The organism is Enterococcus rivorum (assembly GCF_001742285.1).
Classification (GTDB): domain Bacteria; phylum Bacillota; class Bacilli; order Lactobacillales; family Enterococcaceae; genus Enterococcus_L; species Enterococcus_L rivorum.
The window spans coordinates 16,751-42,930 of the sequence record NZ_MIEK01000078.1 but is presented as its reverse complement, the minus strand read 5'-3'; the positions used below and the strand labels follow the sequence as shown (position 1 = coordinate 42,930).

Annotated in this window: 21 protein-coding genes; 1 reads left to right on the top strand and 20 read right to left on the bottom strand. The window is 35.2% G+C overall.

What is annotated here, in order from left to right; all coding sequences use genetic code 11:
- Positions 1 to 4 precede the first annotated feature (4 nt).
- The 6 genes from BCR26_RS16895 to BCR26_RS16870 form a co-directional block, all read right to left on the bottom strand.
- Complete coding sequence (locus tag BCR26_RS16895; RefSeq protein ID WP_069700126.1) at positions 5 to 808, bottom strand: hypothetical protein; 804 nt, start codon at positions 806 to 808, stop codon at positions 5 to 7.
- Between the two features lie 66 nt (positions 809 to 874).
- The gene (locus BCR26_RS16890) at positions 875 to 1,726 is read right to left on the bottom strand and encodes a sugar ABC transporter permease (RefSeq protein ID WP_069700125.1); all 852 of its coding nucleotides are present in this window, start codon (positions 1,724 to 1,726) and stop codon (positions 875 to 877) included.
- Positions 1,727 to 3,028: a sugar ABC transporter permease gene (locus tag BCR26_RS16885; RefSeq protein ID WP_069700124.1), complete on the bottom strand. Its 1,302-nt coding sequence runs from the start codon at positions 3,026 to 3,028 to the stop codon at positions 1,727 to 1,729.
- A 140-nt stretch (positions 3,029 to 3,168) separates the two neighbouring features.
- Complete coding sequence (locus tag BCR26_RS16880) at positions 3,169 to 4,437, bottom strand: extracellular solute-binding protein (protein ID WP_084387188.1); 1,269 nt, start codon at positions 4,435 to 4,437, stop codon at positions 3,169 to 3,171.
- 325 nt (positions 4,438 to 4,762) lie between these two features.
- Positions 4,763 to 6,532, bottom strand: coding sequence for a glycoside hydrolase family 13 protein (locus tag BCR26_RS16875; protein WP_069700122.1), 1,770 nt, complete (start codon positions 6,530 to 6,532; stop codon positions 4,763 to 4,765).
- 277 nt (positions 6,533 to 6,809) lie between these two features.
- A complete protein-coding gene (locus BCR26_RS16870) occupies positions 6,810 to 7,760 on the bottom strand; it encodes a LacI family DNA-binding transcriptional regulator (RefSeq protein ID WP_069700121.1) in 951 nt (316 codons plus the stop codon).
- Positions 7,761 to 8,350: 590 nt separating this feature from the next.
- On the opposite strand from BCR26_RS16870, the gene BCR26_RS16860 reads away from it, so the two are divergent.
- Positions 8,351 to 8,749: a CPBP family intramembrane glutamic endopeptidase gene (locus BCR26_RS16860; protein ID WP_211272317.1), complete on the top strand. Its 399-nt coding sequence runs from the start codon at positions 8,351 to 8,353 to the stop codon at positions 8,747 to 8,749.
- 48 nt (positions 8,750 to 8,797) lie between these two features.
- Here BCR26_RS16860 and BCR26_RS16855 read toward each other — a convergent pair whose 3' ends face one another.
- The 14 genes from BCR26_RS16855 to BCR26_RS16790 all read right to left on the bottom strand — a co-directional run bounded on the left by BCR26_RS16855 (position 8,798) and on the right by BCR26_RS16790 (position 26,141).
- Entirely contained in the window at positions 8,798 to 9,154 is a 357-nt protein-coding gene (locus BCR26_RS16855) for a potassium channel family protein (protein WP_069700118.1), read from the bottom strand.
- Positions 9,155 to 9,490: 336 nt separating this feature from the next.
- The gene (locus BCR26_RS16850; protein WP_069700117.1) at positions 9,491 to 10,324 is read right to left on the bottom strand and encodes a Cof-type HAD-IIB family hydrolase; all 834 of its coding nucleotides are present in this window, start codon (positions 10,322 to 10,324) and stop codon (positions 9,491 to 9,493) included.
- Positions 10,325 to 10,439: 115 nt separating this feature from the next.
- Entirely contained in the window at positions 10,440 to 11,291 is an 852-nt protein-coding gene (locus BCR26_RS16845) for a MurR/RpiR family transcriptional regulator (protein WP_069700116.1), read from the bottom strand.
- A 213-nt stretch (positions 11,292 to 11,504) separates the two neighbouring features.
- Positions 11,505 to 12,512, bottom strand: a complete 1,008-nt coding sequence (locus BCR26_RS16840; protein WP_069700115.1) for a serine hydrolase domain-containing protein — start codon at positions 12,510 to 12,512, stop codon at positions 11,505 to 11,507.
- A 51-nt stretch (positions 12,513 to 12,563) separates the two neighbouring features.
- Positions 12,564 to 13,238 (bottom strand): hypothetical protein, encoded by a 675-nt coding sequence (locus BCR26_RS16835; RefSeq protein ID WP_069700114.1) that lies wholly within the window; start codon positions 13,236 to 13,238, stop codon positions 12,564 to 12,566.
- Positions 13,239 to 13,350: 112 nt separating this feature from the next.
- The gene (locus BCR26_RS16830) at positions 13,351 to 13,752 is read right to left on the bottom strand and encodes a helix-turn-helix transcriptional regulator (protein WP_169818910.1); all 402 of its coding nucleotides are present in this window, start codon (positions 13,750 to 13,752) and stop codon (positions 13,351 to 13,353) included.
- 436 nt (positions 13,753 to 14,188) lie between these two features.
- A complete protein-coding gene (locus BCR26_RS16825) occupies positions 14,189 to 15,190 on the bottom strand; it encodes an Abi family protein (protein WP_069700112.1) in 1,002 nt (333 codons plus the stop codon).
- Positions 15,191 to 15,756: 566 nt separating this feature from the next.
- The gene (gene rpmG, locus BCR26_RS16820; protein WP_034685451.1) at positions 15,757 to 15,906 is read right to left on the bottom strand and encodes a 50S ribosomal protein L33; all 150 of its coding nucleotides are present in this window, start codon (positions 15,904 to 15,906) and stop codon (positions 15,757 to 15,759) included.
- Between the two features lie 125 nt (positions 15,907 to 16,031).
- Complete coding sequence (locus tag BCR26_RS16815) at positions 16,032 to 18,170, bottom strand: peptidoglycan D,D-transpeptidase FtsI family protein (RefSeq protein ID WP_069700111.1); 2,139 nt, start codon at positions 18,168 to 18,170, stop codon at positions 16,032 to 16,034.
- 207 nt (positions 18,171 to 18,377) lie between these two features.
- On the bottom strand, positions 18,378 to 20,315 hold the full coding sequence (gene thrS / locus BCR26_RS16810) for a threonine--tRNA ligase (protein WP_069700110.1): 1,938 nt from the start codon (positions 20,313 to 20,315) through the stop codon (positions 18,378 to 18,380).
- Positions 20,316 to 21,215: 900 nt separating this feature from the next.
- Positions 21,216 to 21,395, bottom strand: coding sequence for a 2-hydroxymuconate tautomerase (locus tag BCR26_RS16805; protein ID WP_069700109.1), 180 nt, complete (start codon positions 21,393 to 21,395; stop codon positions 21,216 to 21,218).
- A 92-nt stretch (positions 21,396 to 21,487) separates the two neighbouring features.
- Complete coding sequence (locus tag BCR26_RS16800; RefSeq protein ID WP_338070471.1) at positions 21,488 to 22,867, bottom strand: L,D-transpeptidase family protein; 1,380 nt, start codon at positions 22,865 to 22,867, stop codon at positions 21,488 to 21,490.
- Between the two features lie 717 nt (positions 22,868 to 23,584).
- Positions 23,585 to 25,084 (bottom strand): PTS transporter subunit EIIC, encoded by a 1,500-nt coding sequence (locus BCR26_RS16795; RefSeq protein ID WP_069700108.1) that lies wholly within the window; start codon positions 25,082 to 25,084, stop codon positions 23,585 to 23,587.
- A 346-nt stretch (positions 25,085 to 25,430) separates the two neighbouring features.
- Entirely contained in the window at positions 25,431 to 26,141 is a 711-nt protein-coding gene (locus tag BCR26_RS16790; protein WP_069700107.1) for an N-acetylmannosamine-6-phosphate 2-epimerase, read from the bottom strand.
- Between the last annotated feature and the right edge of the window lie 39 nt (positions 26,142 to 26,180).

Below are 26,180 nucleotides of genomic sequence, written 5' to 3'. Positions count from 1 at the left end.
TCTTCTATACTTTTTGGTATTTACTCCTTTTGTTCTGACTATAACTATCATTAAAACGAGTTTTGACAAAAACACCTAACAACATTAAAACTAAACCTAGTGACTGAATGCTTAAAACTAAACTCATGTCAAAATGAATCAAGCCAACCAACATTCCCAGAAAAGTACTAAGTCCCAAACCATTGAGAATTAAATTCAAGGATTCTTGATAGGTTTGAATGGAAGAAAATTGATTTTTCTTCGTCAACCAAATGAAAAATGCTCCTCCAAAAACTAAAATCACATGACTCACTAAAATAAGTGAACCACTCATCGCTATCATCGTAAAAACAACAAATGCTCTGTTTTGAGTTAACCACTGAGAACTAATTCCCTGCTTCAACTCATCGACAGTTTGAAATGAAGAAGGATTGAAGTCTTTACTATATTGCACTTTAAAATTGTACCCTGTCTCTGCTTTTATCAGCATCGAGGTTTCGCCAAAACTAATGCCATTTTTTATATCAGCTAGTTCCGCTTCATCTAAATGAAAGCCCACAGTTCCTGCTTGATTAATCATTCCTGTTTTCGCCTTCTTTAAATAGCCATTTTGAAAGTCAGCCTGTTGAATATTCGTTAATCCTTCTTGATCTAACTGTTCAAAAGTTTCTGGCATAATATCCGCTAACTGAAAATTAGTTGAACGAGCCAAATTTATTGTAACTGGAATCAACATAATTGAAGAAATAAAAATAAAAATCAACCCAATTTGAAATCTTGATAACGCCTTTCTCCCTTTGAAGACTCGTTTGGGAGTCACTATATTCATAAAATAGCTAAATGGAAATGGTAAGTTATCTATGATGATCGCCTCCTTTTTTAAGTTCAGAATTGATTAGCCTTTCGTACCTCCAGCAACCAAGCCTGAAACAAAATGCTTTTGAAGGAAAAAGAACAAGGTTGTAATCGGAACAGCAATCAAAATAGCCCCTGCTGCAAACAACGCAATTTTCTGATCTTTTGTATTACTAATAAATGATTGTAAGCCTACTGCTACTGTCAGTTTTTCCTGTGATCGTAATAAGAACCGAGCCAACATGAAATCACCGAATGGACCCATAAATGCCCATAAAGCTTGAACGGCCAACATTGGACGAACTAAAGGTAAAATAATTTGCCAAAAAATTCTAAAATGACCTGCTCCGTCAAGCTTTGCACTTTCATCTAAATCAATGGGTACAGTGTCAAAATAACCTTTCATCAACCACGTATTCATAGGAATTCCGCCACCGATATAAATCAGCGTTAAAAACCAGTATTGATCCAAAGCATTTAACAAAAAGGCCATCACATAAAATGCTGTTAAAGCAGCCATCGTTGGAACCATTTGTACAATTAAAAAGAACTTCAGACTACTTTTACGACCGACAAAACGATAACGGCTATAAGTATAACCTGCTAAAGTAACAATAATCACCTGACAAACCATTGTGAAGAAAGCAATAATTAATGTATTTTTATACCAACTACCATATAATGTTTCCGTAAACAAACGACTAAAGTTATCTAATGTCCACTTGCCACTAAAACTCAAGCTAAAAGCATTCACGTTTCCTGCTTTAAACGCGGAACTAACGGTAATCAGGAGTGGATAAATAATGATAATTGACAATACTACCATGAATAAGTACGTAAAGAATTTGGTTAAAAAAAGCGCTCGTTTTTGTGAATGCAGTTTTGTTTTCATTTACATACCCTCCATATCAAAAGCTTTTGTTCGTTTGAAAACAAATAGTGAAACCGTAATAACAATCGCCGAAATCATCAACGTAACTGCCGCGGCTACTGAATATTGCGGGGAAGTTCCTGTCGTTAATTTATAAATCCAAGAAATCAGAATATCTGTTGAGCCTGCTCCACCACCAACACTGCCAGGGCCCCCCATATTAAAAAGATAAATCATAGAGAAATTATTAAAGTTCCCTGTATATTGTGTAACAAAAATAGGAGCTGCCACATATAAAATCATTGGCATCGTAATTTGACTAAACCGTTGAATCGCGTTCGCCCCATCAATTTTAGCTGCTTCATATAAATCTGCAGGAATCGATTGTAAAATGCCCGTTACCATTACATATATATAAGGAAACCCTAACCAACCTTGAATCATAATAATCGCAACTTTTGTCCAAAAAGGGTCTGTTTTCCAAGCAATCGCACCAATATCTACAAACGGCAAATGATTAAGAAATGGAATGACTTGAGCATTAATCGCACCGATACTGTCATTAAAAATATTTGAAAAACTTAAAATCGTAATAAATGCAGGAACTGCCCACGGAAGTAAAAAAATTACGCCGAAAAGACGACGACCTTTAATAAAATCTTGATTGGCAACTACTGCTGTAAATACGCCTAAAGTAATCTGCAATGTAGAGGCACATAACGTCCAAATTAAGGTCCAAGAAAGCACAGCGCCAAACGTATCACGATAAGAGCTTAAGAAAAAAATACTAAAAAAGTTTTTGAATCCCACCCAATCAATTAAACTAGCAGGTGGAATATGATAAAAGTCGTAGTTGGTAAAAGCCATAAACAGAGTGACTAACACAGGGAAAATAATGGCAAAAATCATTACAACGTAAGCTGGCAATGTCAAAACATATGGAAAACCATTGTCGAACATATTATTAATAATTGCTTTTGCTGATACATTTACTTTCGCCCCAGCATTCCATTGTTTTGCTACCATTCGAGCGTCTCGAATATTAATTGCATAAAACAAGAGGAAGATGACCGTTACGATAATTTGTAACGTTCCTTCAATCATTAAAAATAAAGAGTGATCTTCCATTGGTACACTACCTAACGTTACGAAACCGTATAACGCATTAGCACCAAATAATGCCATTTCAATTACAAAAAGAATAAACACACCTAAAAAAATAAACCCTTTAAACTTTTGTTCGTTGTAAAATTGACCTAACCCAGGGATAAGAGATAAGAATGTTGCTTTGTTGACATTCTTTTTATTCGTTGCAGTCTCCATCTTTTTTCTCCTATTCTTTAAAAGAACGGAGGCTGAAGCAAAACGAAAATCATTTTGTCACAGCCTCTTAATTTTATATTATAGGGGAAACAATTTTTTGAATAGAACTTGCGCTTGTTTCACCTATAAAATAAACCATTCTATTTTGCATATTTTTGTTCAATCGCATCTTTAATTACTTTAACCGCTGCATCAGCAGCTTCTTGAGCTGTTTGTTTTCCAGAAGCAGCATCGAACATTAAGTTTTCGCCACCAGTCCATACTTCACCCATCTCTGGAATGTTTGGCATTGGATCAGCATTCACATATTGATTAATTACGGCTTTCGTAATTGGATCGTCACCAGACGAAGCAACCTCACGAGACTTATTATTTGCTGGAACTTCATTCGTTAATTCATAAAGTTTGGTCTGATTCGCTTCTGTAGTTAAGAAATCAATGAATTTTTGTCCCACTTCTTTATTTTTTGAATAGTTGCTCATTACCCACGCTTTACCACCACCAAAAGCTTTGTAGGCTTCACCATTGTTTAGTGTAGGGATTTCCACTACACCAAAATTGACACCTGATTCTTTATAATTAGCAGCCGCCCAAGGACCATCAATGACCGCGGCAGTTTTACCGTTCACAAATTGGTCGGTAATAAAATCACCCGCACTCTTCACATCTAGCATTCCTTTTGGCCAAACATTTTGGAACCATTTATTAGCGTATTCGATTCCTTCAACTGCGCCTTTAGAATTCAACCCAATATCACTTGGATCTGTTCCATCTTCACCAAAAACATAGCCTCCATATCCCGCTAATAAACCATAAGCAAAATAGAAATCTGTCCATTTGGCTAAGAAACCAACATTTTTGCCTTTTTCAGCAGAAAAATCGAATTTAGGGTCTTTGGCAATCGCTTCTAAATCAGCAAATGTCTTAGGCGCTTTATCAATTAAGTCTTTATTGTAATAAAGTACTAACGTTTCAATAATCGCTGGTTCACCAAAATATTTTCCATCAACAGTTACTTGTGTTTTATCCGTATCATTGTAGTTTGCTTCATTCCCTAATTTGACCTCTGCTAAATGCCCTTGTTGTCCTAAAGGTCCTAAGCGATCATACGCTGACATCATCACATCTGGTGCTTTTCCAGCTGGGCCATCTAAAGACAGAGCTTCCAATTGTTCAAACATATCACGTTCTGTTATGTCAATTTTCACGCCATTTTCTTTTTCAAACTCACCTTTAATTTCTTCTAGATACTTCACATAGCCTTTATCAACCGAAACGGTTAATGTTTTTCCATCTGATTTGTTAGCATCTTCTTTTGCTTTTTCTTTTCCTCCACTACAGGCTGCTAATCCCAAAACTAAGCCTGCTGCTACTAAACCTAAGCCAATTTTCTTGAAACTTTTCTTCATTAATAATTCCCCCTGCACATTTTGTGTTTCCGCTTTCATCTTTATTATTATCTGTTACAGGTACCATTGCAATCTCTTTATTACTGTTACCGCTAACAAAATAACTCTTTAGACCAAACCATAGATAAGAACAACAACCGAGGTTTCATCAAAAAACAAAGCGGAACTACAGCAGTCCTTGCCAATAATCGTGCTTAAAAATCCGATGTGAATTGCTTGGACTTGCTATTTCTTTAGCCTAAGTTTGAAGCTCTGAGACTTGATTTTCAGGCTCAGAGCGGTCTCACGGTTTTGTACTGACACAAGCTATTGGTAGTGAAGCAGTCTAGTCTTCCTTTGATTCAACCAATACGACAAAACCTTTTTCTTGAATCTGATCTTCTGATAAACGACTCATTGCTAAAATTTGCTCTGCTTTTTTTGGATAGGATTGAAGCTGATTCCCACGATTAAAATAGGCAGTTAGAACTTGTTTGTCATTTTCTCTTTTAAAGCCGATAAACTCTTTTTCATCGTCTGCTTGGATAAATTCCAAGGTGCCTGACGATAACACTTCTTGGTATTGCTTCCGCAATTGAATTAATTCCTTCGTAAAGGCTAGAAATTCCTGATCTTGAAGTTCCTTTTCCCAAATCATTGGTTTTCGGCAATCTGGATCATTTTCACCTGTCATTCCCACTTCTGTACCATAATAAATACAAGGAGAGCCATGTTGTAAGAACGTAAATGCTAAGGTCATTTGGGCAACAGCTTTATCTTCCTCTGCAATTGTTAAAAGCCTAGCTGTATCATGCGAATCTAGCATATTAAACATCACTTCATTGGTTTGTTGGCGATACAACATTAGCTGTTCATTTAACCCACTAATCATTTTAGTCGCAGAGATACTTTGCTCTACGAAGAAATTTTCAATCGTTTCCGTATAAGCATAGTTCATTACTGCGTGAAATTCATCCCCAGTTAACCAGCTTTGAGAAGAGTGCCAAATCTCCCCTAAAATATAAAAATCTTCTTTTATTGCTACCGTTTCTTGATAGAACTTCTTCCAAAAATGATGATCTACTTCGTTGGCAACATCTAAACGCCACGCATCTATATTAAATTCCTTAATCCAATAAGTAGCAATATCTAGCAAATAGTCTTGTACTTCTGGATTTGCCGTATTCAATTTAGGCATTCTCGGTGTAAAAGCAAAAGTATCATAAGAAACCGTCTTAGCCCCTTCTTCATTTCCATTAGTCCCAAAAGCAACTGGATAGCTATGAATATGAAACCAAGAAGCATATGGCGATTTTTCTTGATTTTTAACAACATCTTGCCACTGTGGCGACTCATAACCCATATGATTGAAAACTGCATCTAACATAATCTTGATTCCGCGTTTATGAGCTTCATCTACTAATCTTCTAAAGAGTTCTTTATCTCCAAAATCAGGATCGATTTCATAATAATCAATCGTGTCATACTTATGATTAGAATGCGCTTTAAATATCGGACAAAAATAAATCCCGTTGATCCCCAAATCTACTAAATAATCCAGATGATCGATTACTCCTTGCAAATCGCCACCAAAAAAATCTTCTCGTCCTGGATGCTCTTTACTTTTCCAAGACAACGTCCCTTCTGGATCATTACTGCTATCTCCATTAGCAAATCGTTCGGGAAAAATCTGATACCAAATAGTTTCCTTCACCCATTTTGGCGCTTTAAACCGATCAATTTCTTGAAAATAGGGCATTCTAAAATAATTTTCAGCTTTAGCAATCACTTTTTCACTAAAATCAAACAGCCCTCGATCACCATAAAAAACTTCTTCCCCATCTTTACCAATCAACTGAAAAGCATATTGCAAACGTTTGAATGCCGCATTTGTTTCAATAAGCCAATAGTCAAACTGTTCTGTAGTTGTTAGTAGCTTCATCGGTTCAGAATCCAAGTACCATTTATCCTCAGTAATTAAATACGGATCACCTTTAATAACATTGACCGTTTGAACATCCCCCTTTTTCGTTCTTAAACGAATATGAAAATTGTTTTCTTCATATAAATAGGCATACTCGCTATCTGGGCGGTGCAAAATTGCTGCTTTTTCCATTTTTTGATTTCCCACTTCCGTTATTTTATCATTTCTAATAGTGCTTTTAAGCTGGTAGTTAATTACGCTACGTCGCTAATTTTTTTCTTCAGCCTTGTATTTATCTCCTCTCAAGCATACGAAATGTTACAAGTAACAGCAACTATAGAAAAGATGGTACCGGTAACAAAATAGTTGTCGAAGCATTTTATTCTATAGCATTTATTATACCTTCAGATAATTCAGCTTCAAAAAAAGCCAGCCTCCTATTTGTAGGAAACCGACCTCAATTACAATTTTATTTTTTGGTACTTTCACGAATAATTAGTTCTGGTTCAAAATATTGATTTCCTTGTGGCGCTCCTTTTTGCTGGATTTTCTTTAAAAGCATTTTTCCACAAGCTTGCCCCATTTCAATCACCGATTGCTTGACGGTTGTTAGACGAGGATAAGCGATTTGATCCAAAAACACCCCATCAAAACCAACAACTCCATACTCTTCTGGAATCTTAACCTTCTTATTTAATAGCCCTCGCTCAACCCCAATCGCCAAACGATCCGAGCTACAAATAAATGCAGTATTCTTATCAAAATCAGAGAAGTTTGCCTCAATAAACTCAGCCGAATAACGAGAGCGGTTCTCAAAACGATATATTTCTGGCAAACGCTGATGTTTTTGCATGGTATTGATATAACCTGCTTCACGTGAAAATTCAAATGTTTCCTTCACATCAATTCCAATATAGATAATCCGTTGATACCCCATTTCGATAGCATGTTCAGTGGATAACGTCGTTCCTTTTTTATTATCCGTATCAACAAAATCATACCCATAATTATTCTCACCAAACAAAATAACAGGCTTTTCAATCTGCTGAATCCACTCATAATCCTTGTCTCGCATTCCTGTGATGATATAACCATCCGATGCGCCAACATCAAATGTATTTTCCGTAACTAACTGAAGAGAATATTGGTGTTTATCTAACTCTTTTGAAATCCCCATCAGCAAATTCATATAATAAGGCTCTGTCGTATCCATTTCTTCTAACACAAACATCTTTACTACTTGGGTTCGATTATTTGCTAATGCTTTAGCAATCACATTTGGTTTATAATCCAACTCTTTCATTGCTTGAAAAACCAGTTTTTTTAGCTCATCTGTCACTTTATCAGGGTGATTAATCGCCCGTGATACTGTCATTTTTGAGACATTCGCTTTTTTAGCTACATCCGTTAACGTAACCATACTAGTCTCCCATCCCCCTTTTCAGCCTATCTACTTTTTATTATAGTCATTTCATCAAAAAATTACTAGATTAACAGGTAGTACTACTGAAACAAAATCGTTGACTAAAATCATCAAAACAGAATCCCTTTTATTAGAGCATAGACATTAGAAAAAAATCGCTAGAACATGTAGGTATTTTTTCTAGAAAATAGGAGGTATATTTTATACATTCTTTAATAAAAAAGGTATACTTTAATTAAGTTGAAATGTATCTAATCAAACTATTTCTTCTCAACGTTTCGTAAGAACTAGATGAAATAACTTTTCGAAATCCCCTTGTCAATACTAATTAGGAGAGGTGGTAATTCTGGTGGTAAAGCAAAAATTACAAAGTATTTTGATTCTACTTCTTTTATTTATACTCGGTCAAATCCCTAGTATACTGATTGCGCTAATTAGAAAAAACAACACATTATTCACTCAGATGATCTATTTAATCATATTTGTATTCATTATTTTCTTAGCAATTACAATCTCACGAAAAGCAAAAATCTGGACTTTTAATGAATTAAAAATAAAAAAACATCAAATATTTAATTATCGGACTATTGGCAACAAGAGGAATTGCTTTTCTGGGAGGATACCTGATTAATTTGCTAGAAAAAACATCCACATCCAGTAATGATGCTAGTTTAAAAACTACTTTCCAAGGTGTCCCACTATGGATTATTCTTCTCACTGTCGCAGTTTTGCCTGGAATTATCGAAGAAATTATCTTTAGGGCTGGAATTATGCACACTCTATTTTCAAAACATGATAGCATTGGAGTAATCATTAATTCGGTATTGTTTGGTGCACTTCATATGCCAGCTACCTTATTAGAGTTCGCTATCTATTTTTTAATGGGCTTGGTATTCTCTGTTATCTTTTTAAAATCAAAACAATTAGAAATATCCATTCTTGTTCACATATCTAACAACTTATTAGCAACCATTGGTATGTTTTGAAAATAAAGTACTTTATAACGCCTGTATGATTTAAAAATCGTACAAGCGTTATTTTTTCTTAATCTCTTTCTTTTGCTTTTTTTCTGCTTGATATGTTAGCATCGTTTTTGCGAAACTAGCAATAAAAAGGGTCATTATTCCTACGCCAAGTAAAACATATAGAATCGTAAACATTTTTCCTAAATCTGTCGTTGGATACAAATCCCCATAACCAACCGTTGTCAAAGTCATCACACAAAAATACAAAGCATCTAAATAAGAAAATTGTTCTACATTATGATAGAACACCGTGCCAATTAAAAGCGTAAATAAGAAAAAGGAAAAAATCACTTTCTGGGATTCCTGTTTAAAAAAATAGTGTAACAACTTTATGGTTCTTTGTAGCATTAAAAAAAAACTAATCATTGGTCTTTTTCCCTTCTTTAAGCCTATTGTTATTTATCTTACTAGAAAATATGCTGAACCCTCAATTCGATTCTGACCTTAGTTAATGAGTGAGTCATTTCTATCCAGTATTATTTATTCCATTATAACGAACTTTTCAGTTTTTTCCATTTTGTGACCTATTGATTAAATCCTTTCCCTTCAAAGAACACTAACATTGATGACTTGATTCAATTGTCTAATTAAAATATAGTAATGAAGAGAAGCACAAAGAAGACTGAAACAACTATCACTTTGTTCCAGTCTTCTATTATATTCAATGTTTAGCCAACTTAATGTCACTATCATCAAACCATTTTAAAGAAACTCTCGCAATAGAACTCCAATCCCATTTTCATCATTTGATAAGGTAGTTCTATCCGCTATTTTTTTCAGCTCTGGTACAGCATTACCCATTGCTACACCAATTCCAGCATAATCAATCATGGAAAGATCATTATGACCATCACCAAAAGCAATCGTTTTAGCCCGATTAATCCCCATTGGTTTCAGGACCGCATCTAAGGCTTTTGCCTTGTCAATTCCTTTAGCCGTAAACTCATAATAAACATCTGCTGTGAACATACTATTTAACGTTTCTTCAAAAGGTTGGGCCATTTCTTTATACACTTTCTGCAGATATTCTGGATCTCCCGCAGTTAATATTTTGCTTATTCTATAATCCAAAAATGCTGCTAAATCCTCTACTTCACATAACTTAAAGTTCCCACCCCGTGACTCATATTCAATAATATTTAATTCTTGCCCTTTATAAGTAACAGTATGGTCATACACATCATTCACGTACAGATAATCATCTTTATCAATCATCACTTTAACATCAAAATTTTTCATATGTTCTAAAACGGCTTTACCTTCTGCTATGGTCATTGATTGATCGAATAGCTCTACTTTTGTCTGACAATTAATCACTTTCGCACCATTATATGAAACAAGCAACCCTTGATATTTTTCCATCTCTAACTGTTCTACATACTTCAGCATCCCCGTTGTAGGTCTCCCTGAAGCCAAAATTAGTTTAACGCCCTTTTGTTGTGCAGTGATAAGCGCTTCTTTTGTCATCTCAGTAATTTCCTTGTTACTATTTAATAAAGTTCCATCTATATCTAAAATAATTGCTTCTATTTTCACTTTTCCCAGCTCCTTTTTATAAATTATATCATCGAAGAAGGTTAAAAAAGCACTGGTTGCACCTATTGAAAGTTTTTTTTCAAGACTCAGGACATTCAAGTGATTTTTGAAAAAATCATATCAACTCTTTATTCATTTTTTGATAGTTACTAATTTTGTATTGAAGGTTTTTCTCGTAATCATGATTAAAATAAATCGAGTATAACAAGTCAAAAACACTAAGTAATGACAAGCGTGTTGAGAAAGAAGAAACTTTATTGTAATGATTTTCCGCAGAAGCTAGATACAATTTATGTTTTGCATACTTAATTAAAGGGTTCTCCTGCATCGACGTAATTAAAACAATGTCCACTTCATTGTCCCTTAATATTTTTACAACTTCTTTTGTTGTCTGACCTCGACCACCATAAGAAACTACAATTGCTACATGCTCTTTATCGCTATTTGCTGCCGACAGTCGTTGAACATAGTCCTCTTCCGGCACATTGACTAAAACCCCAATTTCCTGCATTTGAAATTTAAAATTTTGCGCAAAAAATAAATTAGCTGACGCTGTATAAACATCAATCACTTTTGCTTCTAGCAACCTTTTCCCTACCTTTACTAGTTCTTCCGGATCAGAAAAAGCCACGGTTTCATCAATTGTGTAGTTATAGATTTTACTTAAATTTTGCATTATCTGAAAAGGCGTATCGGATTCTAAAATAGGATAATCATAATCAATTTCCGTTTCTTTTTCTATAGTTCTAAAAGTAGAGGCAAGCTCAATCTTTAACTCTCCAATTCCACTCAGACCAAGCTTATTAACTAATCGGTAAATGGTCGCTACTGAAACAAAAGCTGCATTAGCAATTTCACTAGGTTTTTTATTAATAATTTCTTTGGAATTAGATAAAATATACTTAACAAGGACCGCTTCATTGTTGGTCAAGTTATCTAATCCCGACATTTTGGTTAATATATTCATAAAAGCAACTCCTTTTTAAACTAACATACTTCCTTACTTTCCAAATCAACTATTTTTACTTAGCAGATAAAGAATTTACTTCTCCATTTCTATAAAAATCATAACATATTTTGGAACAATTTTTTCCCTCAGTTTATAAAATAGAGACAAATAAAAAAGACTACATCAAAATAAGATGTAGCAACTTTTTAGCCATAATTTTTCTATGATTACTTACTCCCCAAGTCCATATTCTTCCCAAACCTGTCCCAAAATCGATTGGTGAATCAGCCTGATCCTCTGTTCAAAGTTACTAATAATCGTAATAGTCAAATCAATCTCAGCTATATGTGAGGAAATGAAAGTAATCCCTGGATCAACTCCAACCATACAAGGAATTTGAATCCCTTCTTTTTCTAATAAATAGACACCATAACCATATCTATTCTTCTTTTCCTTTGTTTGATTAGCAATCATTTTCTCTAACAGTTCTTTAGATAGTAGTGTTCCGTTAAACACCCCTTGCCAAAACCGCGCAATTTCTTCTCCATTACTATAACCACCACCAGCACCTGTTCCTTTTACATCAATGGAATAGATATTCGAATAGTACTCTTCCTGTTTTTCATCCCAAAGATAAGCATTCGCTGTATTCTTAGGCAGTCTGTCCAATTCATAGTAACCACTTCTAGCCATCCCAACCTTATCAAAAATGTGTTCTTGAATGTATTCATCAAAAAGTTGATTGGTAATTTTTTCAATAATGGCTGCCAATACAATATAGCCACTATTATTATAACGAAAAGTCGAGCCTGGCTGCTCTTTCATCGGTAACTCTCTAAACAAAGAAAATACCTCTTGATTGCATCGAATTCGATAATTAGGACACTCCTTCCACAAAGAAGCATAATCATCATTTTCTTCTTCATCAAAATAATCTGGGATTCCAGAAGAATGATTCAAAAGCATCTTAACTGTTACATTTTTATCAAAAGGCCAAAAACTATTTTCAAAAATTTCGCTAACTTTTTGATTTAAAGATATATTTCCATCTTGAACCAATTGTAAAATTGCTACTGCAACAAACGTCTTTGAACCAGAAGCTATTTCAAATAATGTCTCAGGATTGTTCGCTATTTCATTCGGATAGTCGCGATACCCATACGCATTATTGATGATTGAGCGTCCTTCTTTTATCACCGATACAATTCCCGAAAATTGTTCTTCTACTACTACTTTCATTCGTTATCATCCCTCCTTCAACCTTTGTATCCCTTCTTAAATATGCTTATATCAAAAAAACACCCGCAACACCATCAACAACATAGTTATCGTTCCTGTTAAAATCATAACTATCTCATAAACTTTGGGAATTTCTTCTAAAGGTTTTGGACGTAATTTCAAGATTTTTACTTCTGGAAAATTTTTTTCAAGGTCCGCTTCATAGTCATACGTCTCTGGTATCAATCCAACGGTCACATTTTTTGAATGTTGGTTTAACCGTTCCGTTAATTCCTCTATGGAAAGGACTTGCCAATAAATAGTCGGATAATCCCGCATCACCTGACGTAAATTGTCATAAGTAAAAACTTCTTTTTCTTTTGGTGTCCTTTTTTGACTCATTTTTGTGCCATTTGCTAAAACATACCCAGTTGTTCTTCCTATAACCGCAGCTTTAGGTGCAATTTGCCGCATAAATTTATCTGCATTAACTCGTATCATTTTGATATCTCTATTCAATTCATGAATTCTCTTATAGAAACTATTTGAAAGCGGCGTTATCGCAACTGCATCAAATGTTTTCATACGCTCTTCTGTCAGCTCGTAGATAGGAACGATTTCCCAGCAATATTCCTTGAACTCCATGTTAAGATAATTCATTAATCGTGGCAAATAATTTTGATCTTGACCTGACCAAAAAATGCCATTGTTAGCTTGAAGCCTAGTAACAGGAACTAACCCCTTCATTCAACTTCTCTCCCTAGTTATTAATATAGACTCCTTGTATAGCAATCGTCACCACTATCATACTTAAAAAGAAGATCCATAAATAAATCCCTAAATCATACATATTTTCACCTTAACCATATAAATTAGCGATTCTTTTCGTTCGGCGCAAGTAATCTGTCACAATGAATAATCCACCTAATGAATAGAGCAAAATATATTGCATAGAATAAGGATGGAGAATTAATTGAACCACTAACATAATCACTGACCATGCAATTAGAATTAACATCGCTCTTTTCCCTACTTCTATTTTTTTACTCGTTTGTTTTTGGAAATTCTCTTGATTAAGCAGCTCATTTATTGAAACCTGAAAAACTTCACTCAATAAAATAATATTTTCTAACTCCGGTTGGCCCTTATTATTTTCCCAATTAGAAATCGTCTGACGAGTCACATAAAGCTGCTTCGCCAGCTCTTCTTGCGTCAATTGATGAGAGATTCTAAGTTCTTTCAACCGATTACCAAGCATCATTCGCCTCTTCCTTTCTCCTTCTAACAATAAACTCATTATAGCAAAGCATTCTCTTTATTTACTATAAACAATTGAAATCACCACGTAAAAGAGAGTATACATCCCTGTAAATCAACATTTTGTTGAGCGAATATCTATAAACTGCACTTTATTTTAAAGCTAACAATCCTCTTTCCATCATTTATAAAAAATAAAAAAGCTCTAATTCCTAGATAACTAGGAGTTAGAACTTCAAATTTAAACCTTATTTTGTTTCACGGTGTTACTTTTATACAATTTAACCAGATATAACATAGTTAAACAAACTAGTGTTTATAGCTTTTCATAGTTGGATAACCCTAGCTAGATTAAACTGAATCTAATCAGTTTTGTAATCAAAAGTTGTAATCAATTTCAATTGACCTGGGGCATATAAAATATTGTTCAAACGATTTTCCTACATTATCTTTAGACATTCATACCAATTATCCGTCAGTCCTATTTTAGAAGGTATTAGTATACCAGAATTTGAAGCTAGATAGATTTGCATCCCATTCAAAAAAACATTCCATTCACTCTGGGTTACTAAGGAATGAAAAACCAAAATATTTTTTATTGCTAACATGTAGGCGAATAAATCTTTATTATGATTTTTCTTTTTTCCGTACTTTTTTATTTTTCTAAAATCTATAGAAAAAAAACCTGGATTGGCCACATTAAAATTACATCCATATAATCTACTATAATGTGCACATCGGTTGCGAATATACCATGCTGCAGAAAACCATCCGTATATTTTATTTTTTAATTCTTCACCATGAATTTTCCTATCAATCCTATTTAACGAAATAAATGAGTCCTCTATCCACTGATTTTTAATTTCATCTTTCATAGATGAAATTAAGCCTGTAGTCTCACCAAATGTAAGTTCAGGCATTACAACCCATAACGGGATCTTCCCCTTTTTATTCTCTAGATGATGTCGGATAGGCAGTGTTTTACTTTCCGAAACTATTCTTTCCATTATTAACTTTACTTCTTCAAATTCTTCAATATTTCTATATAGGTTACTATCTAAGTAACATTCACCTTTTTGTAACTCACCTTCATAATTTTGGCAAACACTTTTCAAAAAGGATGATTTCAACATTAACTCAATTTTTCCTGTTATTCTATTAAGTTCTGATCTTAGGTAATAGTTAAAATCATATAGAACCATACAATCTGAAAAAGAATAAGCTTTCCCTGCTTTTTTCGGCAATTGTTTTTTGTAAATAGAAAATGAATAATAATTTGTATACGAAAAAAATTCTTGGGCAAATGAGATTTCACTTTCTGTAAAAGTTAACGGATCAACTGTAGAATAACGTAACTCTTCTATAAGTTGATCAACAGTATAAAAAGGCTTCATCTTTCTATCTTCATCTGGCGTCAATTCAAACATCTTGTTTTCTGTCATTTAAATTCTCCCTAAAAAAAAAGACTCGTAACGCTGTGAACTAACAGGGAGCGATACAAGTGCTGGTAATTTAACATTAGCAAAATAGTTGGCCTATGTCAAGTTTTTCAAGAAATATTCATTTTTTTATATTGAGTGTAAAAATGAATATTTCGCTTGTAAACTATTTTCTCAGCTACTTGATTGTATACAAACCTTATTAGAACGGTCTTTTAAAGCCCATCTCCTATTCTCTTATTCCACATTTAAGCAACTCTCCCAACCTTTTTTCAAAAGTCTACCATCCCTAATTTATTTATCGCCCCAACCAACTGTGTTTTTTTGTAATATCCATTTAAGCAAGGAGGAAAAGTTATCTCTCACCTTGCTTAAATTAATATTATATTAAAATTGTCCTCCTAATTGTGATTGAATGAATACACGACAAATAATCTGCGCTCCAATTCGTGCTAGTTTGTTCGGCTTTATTTCGATTGTATGATTTTTGGAATCAGTCCCTTTTTTAGACAATAAAAAAAGACTAGAACCCTTTATCATACCAAGGTTCTAGTCCTATCATAAAATGATTATTTTGTTTCACGGTGTAAAGTAACTTTTCTTTCACGTGGACAATATTTTTCTTTTTCCAAACGATCCGGAGTATTACGTTTATTTTTGCTTGTTAGGTAGTTACGTTCTTTACAAGAAGTACACTCTAAAGTAATGTTTACGCGCATTTTTTTCCCTCCTAGTACAATTTCAAATTGCTAAAATCTTTTTTCAGCCTCAACTATCATACCATGTTTATTTTCAAATTTCTACCCTTTTAACTAAATTTGTAAAGTAGAACTACTTTACAAATTTAAGGTTTCTGCTTCGATTCAGCATAAGCATTAATAATCGCTTTAGTAATTGCTTGGCTCGTTTTAGCTCTCTCACTATTTAAGTGAGGCATAATGACACTAACCGCTATTTCTGGATCTGCTGCTGGTGCATAAGCCACGATATTACTATTGACAGTTTCAAAATCTCTACCTGTTGCTTCATCTCGATAAAATGTTTCTGCTGTTCCTGTTTTTGCAGCAGTATCTATCAAGGCATCTGAAAGGTAACGTGCCGTTGTAAAGGCGCCGGTTCCATGAACAACTTGATAAAACCCGCTTTGAATAATCTGCATCTGTTCTGGACTAATATTCACTTGATTCATTACTTTAGGATCGAATTCTTTTTCTGCTTTGCCCAAAGTACCATCTTCATTATTGCCATAAATCCCTTTCACTACACGTGGCGCTACACGCGTGCCTCCATTTGCAACGGTAGAAACATACTGTGCTAGTTGCATAGCTGTATACGTATCATACTGCCCGAAAGATAAATCAAGCAAGTTCCCTCCATTTGGTGCATAAGTTGGATTATCAAAAGCTGTATTCACAATTCCAGTAGATTCTCCTGGCAAATCAATCCCAGTTGAAACACCCATACCATATTCTCCAAAAGTTGAACGTAATTCATTAAAAACTCTAGGATCCTTTGGCGAATAAGGGAGTGTCATATTATAAGAATAATCTGTATCTAACATTTTTAAAACAAGCTTCATCATGTAAGAGTTAGATGAGTATTCTAACGCTTGCTCTGTAGTTAGAGGCATTTGCGTGTAATTATTATAGATAGACGACTTTAAACGACTCCCATTAATTTGAATCGGTTCGTCAATCAAAGTATCATTCCCGCTAATCACGCCAGCTTCATATCCTGCACTGATTGTCGCTCCTTTAACAACTGATCCAGGCTCAAACGCTTTATTGATTGTTGATAAGGGGTTAGGAATTACTTCTCCAGTAGCCACATTTCGATCATAGGCTACCATTGCCATCACTTCTCCTGTTTTTGGATGCATGACCACCACATATACCCCATCAGAATATGGAGCATCTCCAGAAGCCAATAATTGATCATATTGAGCTTTAACAACATCTGATACTTGATTTTGGAAATTCAAATCCAATGTTAGCTTTAAATTGGAACCTTTTTTTCCATCCTTCACTAAAGTCTGACTAACGATTTTACCATCGCTGTCTAACACCAATTCAGATTTTGATTTCGTTCCTTGTAGTATGTCCTCATATTGTTTTTCTAAATAGCTCGTCCCTACTCGATCATTTCGGGCATATCCTTTAGCCAAATATTCTTCCACATTATCGGCAGGCAATCCTGCTTTTTCAGACGAAACTGTCCCTAAAATACTTCTTAAGCTATCTGTATCGGGATAATCTCTTGACCAATCCATTCCTGTTGAAATTCCTGGCATCTCAGAAATATGTTCACCAATAACTGCAACTTCATTTTCTGTGACGCCATCATTTTTAATAAATGCTGTGTTCATTTCTTGCACGGAATTCATCCGTTTAAAAATAGTCGCTGCACGCAACGTCGCTTCGTCAAAATTAATTTCCTCAGGCTTAACTTTTCCCGCTGTAATCGCATAAAGTTGCCCTTCATCGGTAATTCTATTACCTTTTTTATCTTCTCTATCTTTGTCTTTCACACGCTTTTGTGCCGTTTTCAAATTTTCTGGATTTGCCAACCAATAGTCTTTTTTATCACGTTCAGTTAAATCATCAGCTGGTACATCAATCAAACTATTCACTTTATTCGCAATTTCTAGCATATCTTCGGCACTAACCTTTTTGCCTCTAGTATATGTTACTGCTAAGTTTGATTTATTTCCAACTAGAACAGTACCGTTAGCATCATAAATCTGTCCCCTTGGCGCAGCGCTTTGGATACTTAAACGATCGTTTGCTTCTCTAATTCGCTCTTGAAATTGTTGTCCTTCAGCAATTTGTAAATAACCTAAGCGAACAATCAATGAAACAAACAAGGCAAATATCACAAAAAAGACCAAGTTTAGCCGAAATGGTATATGGGATTTTTTCATCTTTTGTATTTTTGGTTCCTCGTTATTCTTTTTAAACTTATCTAAAAAATCTATTTTTTTCATTCTCTTTAGTCCTTTCAACGTGAAAAGTCTTGCCCCTTCATTGTACCTAAAAACAGAACAAAAAAACAGAGCCAATGCTAGGTCTAAGAAAATATTTAATTTTCTATAGAAAAAAGAACTTCTAAACAGCTCTTTCTCGTCTTTTAAAAGAAAAAAACTTGTAAGAAAAGAGACTTCTTCTCCTACAAGTTTTTACTAATATGTTCTTTAGCGACTATAGTTCGTTACTTCTGCTGCCATACTATCAACAAAAATATTCAAATCCATTACTTCTGTTTCTTTACTGCCATAACGACGAATATTCACTGTCGCTTCATTCATTTCTTTATCCCCAACAACAACTTGATAAGGGATTTTTTGTGTTTGAGAAGCACGGATTTTATACCCCATTTTTTCGTTGCGGTTATCTACTTCTACACGTAAGCCTTGTTTTTGCAGACGCTCTTTAACTTTATAAGCATAGTCACCATGAGCCTCAACAGATACTGGAATAATAGTCGCTTGGATTGGCGCCAACCAAGTTGGGAAAGCACCTTTGTATACTTCTGTTAAATAAGCCACAAAACGTTCCATCGTTGAAACAATTCCTCTATGGATAACCACCGGACGATGACTATTTTCTCCATCTTCCCCTACATAAGTTAAATCAAATCGTTCAGGTAACAGGAAGTCCAATTGAATGGTTGAAAGAGTTTCTTCCATTCCTAAAGCTGTTTTCACTTGCACATCTAACTTCGGACCATAAAAAGCGGCTTCGCCTTCTGCTTCAAAATACTCCAAGTCCATTTCGTCCATTGCTTCTTTTAACATAATTTGCGCTTTTTCCCACATTGCATCGTCATCAAAATACTTATCTGTATTATTCGGATCACGGTAGCTCAAACGGAAACGATAATCTGTAATGTTAAAATCTTCGTAGACAGCAACCATCAATTCTAGTGTACGTTTAAATTCCTCTTTGATTTGATCTGGACGAACAAAAGTATGTCCATCGTTTAGTGTCATCTCACGGACACGTTGCAAGCCAGATAACGCCCCTGATTTCTCGTAGCGGTGCATCATCCCTAATTCCGCAATTCTAATAGGTAACTCACGGTAGCTATGAATATCATTTTTATAAACCATCATATGATGGGGACAGTTCATTGGACGTAGGACAAGCATTTCTCCATCACCCATATCCATCGGTGGAAACATATCTTCATGATAGTGATCCCAGTGTCCAGAAGTTTTATATAGATTTACATCTGCCATGATAGGTGTATAGACATGTTGATACCCTAAGTTAATCTCTTTATCTGTGATATAGCGTTCAATTGTGCGACGAATTGTTGCCCCCTTCGGTAACCAGAATGGTAAGCCTGAACCAACTTCTTGAGAAACCATAAACAAATCAAGCTCTTTCCCTAATTTACGATGATCCCGCTCTTTAGCTTCTTCACGCATTTTAATAAATTCTTTCAAATCTTTTTTATCAAAGAAGGCTGTACCGTAAACCCGTTGCATCATTTGATTATCTGAATTACCACGCCAGTATGCTCCTGCTACCGACAACAGTTGAAAGACTTGAATTCGTCCAGTTGATGGTACGTGAACACCACGACAAAGGTCAACAAAATCCCCTTGATCGTAGACAGTAATCGTTTCGTCTGCTGGTAATTCTGTAATCAGCTCAACTTTGTATGGATCATCAGCAAATAGCGCCAATGCTTCCTCTTTGGTCACAACTTTACGAACAATCGGATTATTTTCTTTCACAATCTTCATCATTTCAGCTTCAATTGCAGGTAAATCTTCTTCAGATACAGGATTTTCACCATTATCTGTATCATAATAAAAACCAGAATCAATCGCTGGCCCTACACCAAACTTGATATTTGGGAAAAGACGGCGTAACGCGTTAGCCATTAAATGCGCTGATGAATGTCGTAAAATCCCCAAAGCATCCTCATGGTCTGGTGTAACAATCTCAAGACTACCATCTTCTTCGATTGGACGAACTAAATCAATCAGTTCTCCATTTAGTTTTCCTGCTAAAGCTTTTTTAGCTAGGCTGTTGCTGATACTTTTAGCAATATCTTGTGTTGATGACCCAGACTCGAATTCTTTGATTGCACCATCTGGAAAAGTAATTTTTATTGACATATATATCCTCCTAAATTTTAGTTGATTGCGAAATAGACCCTTCTCTTTTTCCTTGTTTTGTTAAAAGTAACAAAATAAGTTCGTTTAAGCAAAAAAATAAGCCCCAGTATCTAATAAAATTATTAGATACTAGGACGAAAAATTCGTGGTTCCACCTATTCTTTAAACACAACAAATAACTGTGTTCCTTAAACGTGTTAACGGTCCGACCGCCTTTGCTTCAACAAAGGTTTCGAAAGTGGTCATTCCTTGTGCTTGTTTAGAAAATTTTCAGCCAAGATTTTCCTCTCTAAAAAACTGCATACAAGTTCAGTTGTCTTTCTCATCAATCATTTATGTTCTCATTTAAACACTTATCGGAATAAAAATCAAGCGTTTGTTTTTATTACTTACTTAAATCATTCATTGAAACTTAGCTATTCTGCTAAATAGTGACTGGAATTTCTTTTGTTTACTATACTAAGACCACACAAATTTATAAACCATTAAGTAATTTTAACTCAAAAGATATCCTATCTTAAGTCATGTATCGGTTTATAACGTATTTGTTCACTCTTGTTGCATAAACAAAGATTCTTCTTCTAGATTTATCCAGTTTTCAATAAAGGAGTTGCTTCCAAAGAAACAGCGGAACTACCCGCAGTTGGTGCCAGTAACCGTGAACAGAATACAATGAGAATTACTTGGGCTTGCCATTTTATTTAGCCCAAGTTTGAAGCTTGGAGGCTCTGAGACCAGACCTCTGGGCTCATAGCGGTTCCACAGTTTTCCACTGATATCAACTGCTGATAGCGGAGCCTGTTGCCCTTTTTTTTATTGAAAGAGCAGAATTGTCTCATCTAGTTTATACAAAACTAATTTTATTTGTTTATACATATGGTTTAACATTATAGGGCTATCTTATTTTTTCCACTCGCCACCTTGTGCATAGCGATCCCTCTTTAATTCATTAACGATCACATGGATGTTTTCTTTTGGCGCCCCTGTATTTTTTGTAACTGCTTCAGTAATGTCTCTTACCATGTTTGTTAACTGTTCTTCTGAACGTCCCTCAATCAATTCTACATGAATAAATGGCATGTTAATTCCTCCTACTTTTTAGTTACTTACATTATAATAAAAAAGCAAAACGTTGTCGTCCATTCAGACAATCGTCTTGCTTCAAACTTTTCTTAAACCGGTTCGCCATAATCAATTGGTTTATCAAACTCTCCTGGTGCATTATCATAAATATTACCGTAAATAATTACTGGCATTCCATCATATGAACCACTGAAAATTTTACTCATGGCTTCCCCTGGCGTATTAATACAGCCTAAACTTCCAAAATTCGTTTTGTAGGCTTCTTTATTCCCAAATTGTTCTAATTTATAATCCGAATCATGAATCCCAATTTGAGTGACGACTCCGCCATAACTTAATAATGGCATCCAAAATTTAACTGGTACACTGTAGGGTGAACCGTCTGGCATCGTTCCTGACAAACTAGTATCCGTCGCTTTGTATAGAATCGTATGGAAGCCTGGAATCGTAGCCGTATTTTTGGCATAACGGCCTGTGATAATAGCTGTTTCAACAACTTTTTCACCATTTTTAAAGAAGTACATCATTTGATTATCCATATCTACTTCCACATAATCTTTACTAATGGTAGAAGATTGTGCTGGATCTCCAGTTATTGGAACTGCTACTGCTTCGGTATCATTCTCACTATTTAATGCTTGAACAAGGGCTGCTTTGGTTTTAGCTGAATCGACACCCCAACCGTAGCTGCCATTATTCTTATATTTTTTAGTGACACCATGAATATTTTTAAAAATGACTGGTTTTGAACTTGCACCATATTGCTGACTCATCTGAGCTACCCAAGCATCAACTTTTGCTTCATCAATCGTTCCATCATCTTTTAACACACCTTGAATTTCAGCTTTGGGAAATTCAACTTTTTCACCATTTACATCTAAGGTAATTGCTTTATTGACCTTCTTATTCAACGTTGCCAATTGTCCATTCAAGCCTTGATCGTTCTTAGTCAACGCTGGTTTTTGGTAAAAATCTTTGACATCATACGTGTAGCTGCCTTTTCCTTTACCTGTATCTGCAATCACTTGCTTAATTAGCGCTTCTTTGTCAACCACTGTACCATATTGTTCAGGAGCAATTTGGAAGCCCCCATCCACTCGCTCAATCCGAGCATCCTGACTTGGTATTCCCTCTTCAAATGCAAGAGCATTCAGTTTATTGGTTAAATCTGTTTGAAATTCCTTGTTTAAAGGTAAATCAATCGTTTGTTTTCCTATATTTTCTTCTAAATACTTTTCAGTAATGTCATACTTTTTAGGGAGCTCAATCTGTTCTTCTTTGTCCCCTACTTTAATGACAACTACTTCCGTTTTGTTTAGCTTTTCTAACTTTTCCTTAGCAGCTTTTGCATTCAGCATACTAATACTCACATCATTTGCTTTGGCTGTTACAAAAAAATGCGATTGAAAGAAAAGATACGCACCAACTGCCACTATTGAAAGTAACAAGAGAGCACCCATTAAAGGCATAAGTAACTTTTTCTTTTTAGTAGGTTTCTTTCGACTAGTGGTTCCTTTTTCCGAGTTATCCAAACGAGTGCGACTAGTAACTTCTTTCTTTTCATTATTCATGTTTTTATCTTCCTTTTGTTTATTATGTATTCATACCGCTTTTTGAAAATGTCTACTATCAACTATAAATATCTTTTTTCCTTTGAAAAAATAGAGTCAAATAAAGAAAAGCGTATCATCAATAGCATCAGAAAGCAACTACTTCCAGTTTTTATTAATAGAATCTTCTTATTTCGGACAAATTTTTTAAATCAAAAAGACATTCGTAATAATCGTAATATAAAAGACTTCATTTTGCAACATTTTGTTTTTTCCCACACAAAAGAGAGATAAGCCTCAATCACTTATCTCTCTACAACTATTCTATTAAACTAAGACACAGACAAAATCAAACACTATTAGTCTTATATAAGCTAGATTATCTTGTACTTTCAATTAAGAAAATGGACGACTAGGCTCCACTGCCAGTGAAAAAACAGAGGAATCGCTCTGCTTCCAGTGAAAGTAAAGTGTCTTTCAACCACTGTATACTTTGCATCAACAACTCACTGCATTCTTTATGATTTGGGTTGAAACAATCCATAGCGAAGTCACTTGTAAGCTAGCTGCCTAGTCTTTGATTTTGAACTTTGACTGAATTATTACTTTGTCAGGATACTAGTTTCATCCACTTTTTTAATTATCCCTATTCATTATTTGATTGATTTCTTGACTATACAAATCTGCTTTACCACCGAACACAGCTTGGATACCACCATTAATCTCAAATACAGCCGTTGCACCCAACTGTTGCATTATTTTTTTCTGAACAATTTCACTATTTTTAACCCCTACACGTAAACGCGTGGCACAAGCTTCTACTGAAAGAATATTTCCTTCCCCACCTAAAGAATCGATAATGATCTGAGCTTCTTGATTCAATGAAGTGTTCGTATCTAAAACAAAATGGTTCTCTTGTAAATCATCCGCTTCCATTCCAGGTATACTGACTTTGAAGCGCTTAATAAAGAAAGTAAATACAGCATAATAGATAAACGCCCATAAAAGGCCAACTGGAATTACTAATAGCCAATGCGTCCGCGCATTCCCTTGAAAAACACCAAATAACAAGAAGTCAATCAATCCTCCTGAAAAAGAATTTCCAATTCTAATATTCAAAAGATCCGCAACAAAGAAGGAACAACCATCTAAAAATGCATGAATTACATATAACCACGGAGCACTAAATAAAAACATATACTCGATAGGTTCTGTAATCCCAGTTAAAAAAGACGTTAAAGCACCACTAGCATAAAGTCCACCACTATCTTTTCTTCTTTCTTTAGGGATGGCATGATACATGGCTAGACATGCTGCTGGCAAACCAAACATCATTGTAGCAAATCGCCCCGCAAAGAAACGCGTACCATAAGTAAATAGTCCTGTGTGATTAGGATCTGCTAACTGAGCAAAGAATATATTTTGAGCTCCAACAATTTGTTCCCCAGCAACCGTTTCAACACCACCTAAAGAGGTATACCAAAACATCGGGTAAATTGTATGATGTAACCCAACGGCTCCGGTTAACCGTAATAAAAATCCATATAAAAAAGTACCAATACTTCCCATTTTTGCAACAGCTTCACCTACATTGACCATCACATTTTGAATCGGAGGCCAGACCAAAAAGAAAAATACGCCTATAAAAATAGCTGTAAAAGAAGCAATAATTGGAATAAACCTTGAGCCACCAAAAAATCCTAAAAATCTAGGTAACTCGATCTTACGATACCGATTATGAAGAAACGCAACCGTTCCCCCTATCACAATCGAACCCACAACACCCGTATCAATTGTTTTATCTGGTGTAAAAAGCTGTAACAGACCACTAACGGTTGCTGTATAAACTAAGAAGGCCACACCGCCAGATAAACCAGCCGTCCCCTTATCCCCATTCGCTAATCCAACCGCTAATCCAATAGCAAAAATCAATGCTAAATTACTAAAAACCGCATTTCCTGCATTGCTCATCACTGACAAAATCGTTTGCAACCACTGTTGATCCAACCAAGGATACGCTTGAACAGCACTAGCATTCGATAACGCGCCACCAATTCCCAACAAAAGCCCCGCTGCTGGTAAAATAGCAATCGGAAGCATAAACGCTCTACCTAACTGTGAAAATTTTTTAAACATTCTATTCTCCTCCTAATTTTTAATTGAGCTATCTAAAAAAACTCTAATCTCTTGTCATCACTAGCTTTCTATTGGGCTCTGGGACTATTTCCCTCCACTTTTTAAACACTCATTTCACACTTCATCAAGTGAATCATTAGGCAAGAAAAATAGCTCCACTACTAGCAATTAGTGCCAGTAACCGTGTTGACAATCCAATGTGAATTACTTGGGCTTTCTAACAGATTTAGCCCAAGTTTGAAGCTTGGAAGCTTTGAGACCTGATTTTTGGGCTCAGAACGGTTCCACGGTTTTCCACTGGCAACAACGGCTAGTAGTTAAGCGGAATTAGTTTCCTAATTCACCCTTAATCCCCATTTGCAACGTCTTCTAAAGCCCTTACAAAATTAGCCGCTATTTCCTGTGGTCTAGTAATTGCCCCACCAACAACAATTCCCACGACACCTAAAGCTTTTATTTCTTTCGCTTGTTGAGGTGTTTGGATTTTCCCTTCTGCAATCACTCTAATTCCAGCTTTAACTAATTTAGACATCAACTCAATATTTGGACCCACAACCTCTGCACTTTCTTCTGTATACCCAGATAAAGTCGTTCCTACAAAATCAACGCCACATTCCCAAGCATTCACTCCCTCTTCTAACGTAGCAATATCCGCCATTAATAGGATGTCAGGATACTTCTCTTTAATCTCCTGAATATGTTGATTAATTGTTTTGCCATCGACTCGTTCACGCAAAGTACAATCCAATGCAACAACATCTACTCCAACGGCTACTAATTCATCTACCTCACGCATTGTCGCTGTAATAAATGGTTTTTGTGGCGGATAGTCTCTCTTAATAATGCCAATAATCGGCAAATTTGTTACCGCTTTAATTTCTTTGATATCGCGAATAGAATTGGCTCTAATACCTACAGCTCCAGCATTTTCTGCCGCTTTAGCCATTAATGGCATAATTCCCCCTGACTCAGAATATAGAGGTTCTCCCGGTAAAGCTTGACAAGAAACAATAAGCCCTCTATTAATTTTTTTTTGAAAAATTTCTCGATTCTCCATAAAATCCTCCTAAAAACAGTTTTCGGATTTTTTATCCAA

What these genes read in the sequence shown, in the direction of transcription:
- BCR26_RS16895 (WP_069700126.1), bottom strand. Translation starts at nt 808, where the DNA reads ATGAATATAGTGACTCCCAAACGAGTCTTCAAAGGGAGAAAGGCGTTA.
- BCR26_RS16890 (WP_069700125.1), bottom strand. Translation starts at nt 1,726, where the DNA reads ATGAAAACAAAACTGCATTCACAAAAACGAGCGCTTTTTTTAACCAAA.
- BCR26_RS16885 (WP_069700124.1), bottom strand. Translation starts at nt 3,028, where the DNA reads ATGGAGACTGCAACGAATAAAAAGAATGTCAACAAAGCAACATTCTTA.
- BCR26_RS16880 (WP_084387188.1), bottom strand. Translation starts at nt 4,437, where the DNA reads ATGAAGAAAAGTTTCAAGAAAATTGGCTTAGGTTTAGTAGCAGCAGGC.
- BCR26_RS16875 (WP_069700122.1), bottom strand. Translation starts at nt 6,532, where the DNA reads ATGGAAAAAGCAGCAATTTTGCACCGCCCAGATAGCGAGTATGCCTAT.
- BCR26_RS16870 (WP_069700121.1), bottom strand. Translation starts at nt 7,760, where the DNA reads ATGGTTACGTTAACGGATGTAGCTAAAAAAGCGAATGTCTCAAAAATG.
- BCR26_RS16855 (WP_069700118.1), bottom strand. Translation starts at nt 9,154, where the DNA reads ATGATTAGTTTTTTTTTAATGCTACAAAGAACCATAAAGTTGTTACAC.
- BCR26_RS16845 (WP_069700116.1), bottom strand. Translation starts at nt 11,291, where the DNA reads ATGAATATATTAACCAAAATGTCGGGATTAGATAACTTGACCAACAAT.
- BCR26_RS16840 (WP_069700115.1), bottom strand. Translation starts at nt 12,512, where the DNA reads ATGAAAGTAGTAGTAGAAGAACAATTTTCGGGAATTGTATCGGTGATA.
- BCR26_RS16835 (WP_069700114.1), bottom strand. Translation starts at nt 13,238, where the DNA reads ATGAAGGGGTTAGTTCCTGTTACTAGGCTTCAAGCTAACAATGGCATT.
- BCR26_RS16830 (WP_169818910.1), bottom strand. Translation starts at nt 13,752, where the DNA reads ATGATGCTTGGTAATCGGTTGAAAGAACTTAGAATCTCTCATCAATTG.
- BCR26_RS16825 (WP_069700112.1), bottom strand. Translation starts at nt 15,190, where the DNA reads ATGACAGAAAACAAGATGTTTGAATTGACGCCAGATGAAGATAGAAAG.
- rpmG (WP_034685451.1), bottom strand. Translation starts at nt 15,906, where the DNA reads ATGCGCGTAAACATTACTTTAGAGTGTACTTCTTGTAAAGAACGTAAC.
- BCR26_RS16815 (WP_069700111.1), bottom strand. Translation starts at nt 18,170, where the DNA reads ATGAAAAAAATAGATTTTTTAGATAAGTTTAAAAAGAATAACGAGGAA.
- thrS (WP_069700110.1), bottom strand. Translation starts at nt 20,315, where the DNA reads ATGTCAATAAAAATTACTTTTCCAGATGGTGCAATCAAAGAATTCGAG.
- BCR26_RS16805 (WP_069700109.1), bottom strand. Translation starts at nt 21,395, where the DNA reads ATGCCATTTATTCATGTAGAATTGATTGAGGGACGTTCAGAAGAACAG.
- BCR26_RS16800 (WP_338070471.1), bottom strand. Translation starts at nt 22,867, where the DNA reads ATGCCTTTAATGGGTGCTCTCTTGTTACTTTCAATAGTGGCAGTTGGT.
- BCR26_RS16795 (WP_069700108.1), bottom strand. Translation starts at nt 25,084, where the DNA reads ATGTTTAAAAAATTTTCACAGTTAGGTAGAGCGTTTATGCTTCCGATT.
- BCR26_RS16790 (WP_069700107.1), bottom strand. Translation starts at nt 26,141, where the DNA reads ATGGAGAATCGAGAAATTTTTCAAAAAAAAATTAATAGAGGGCTTATT.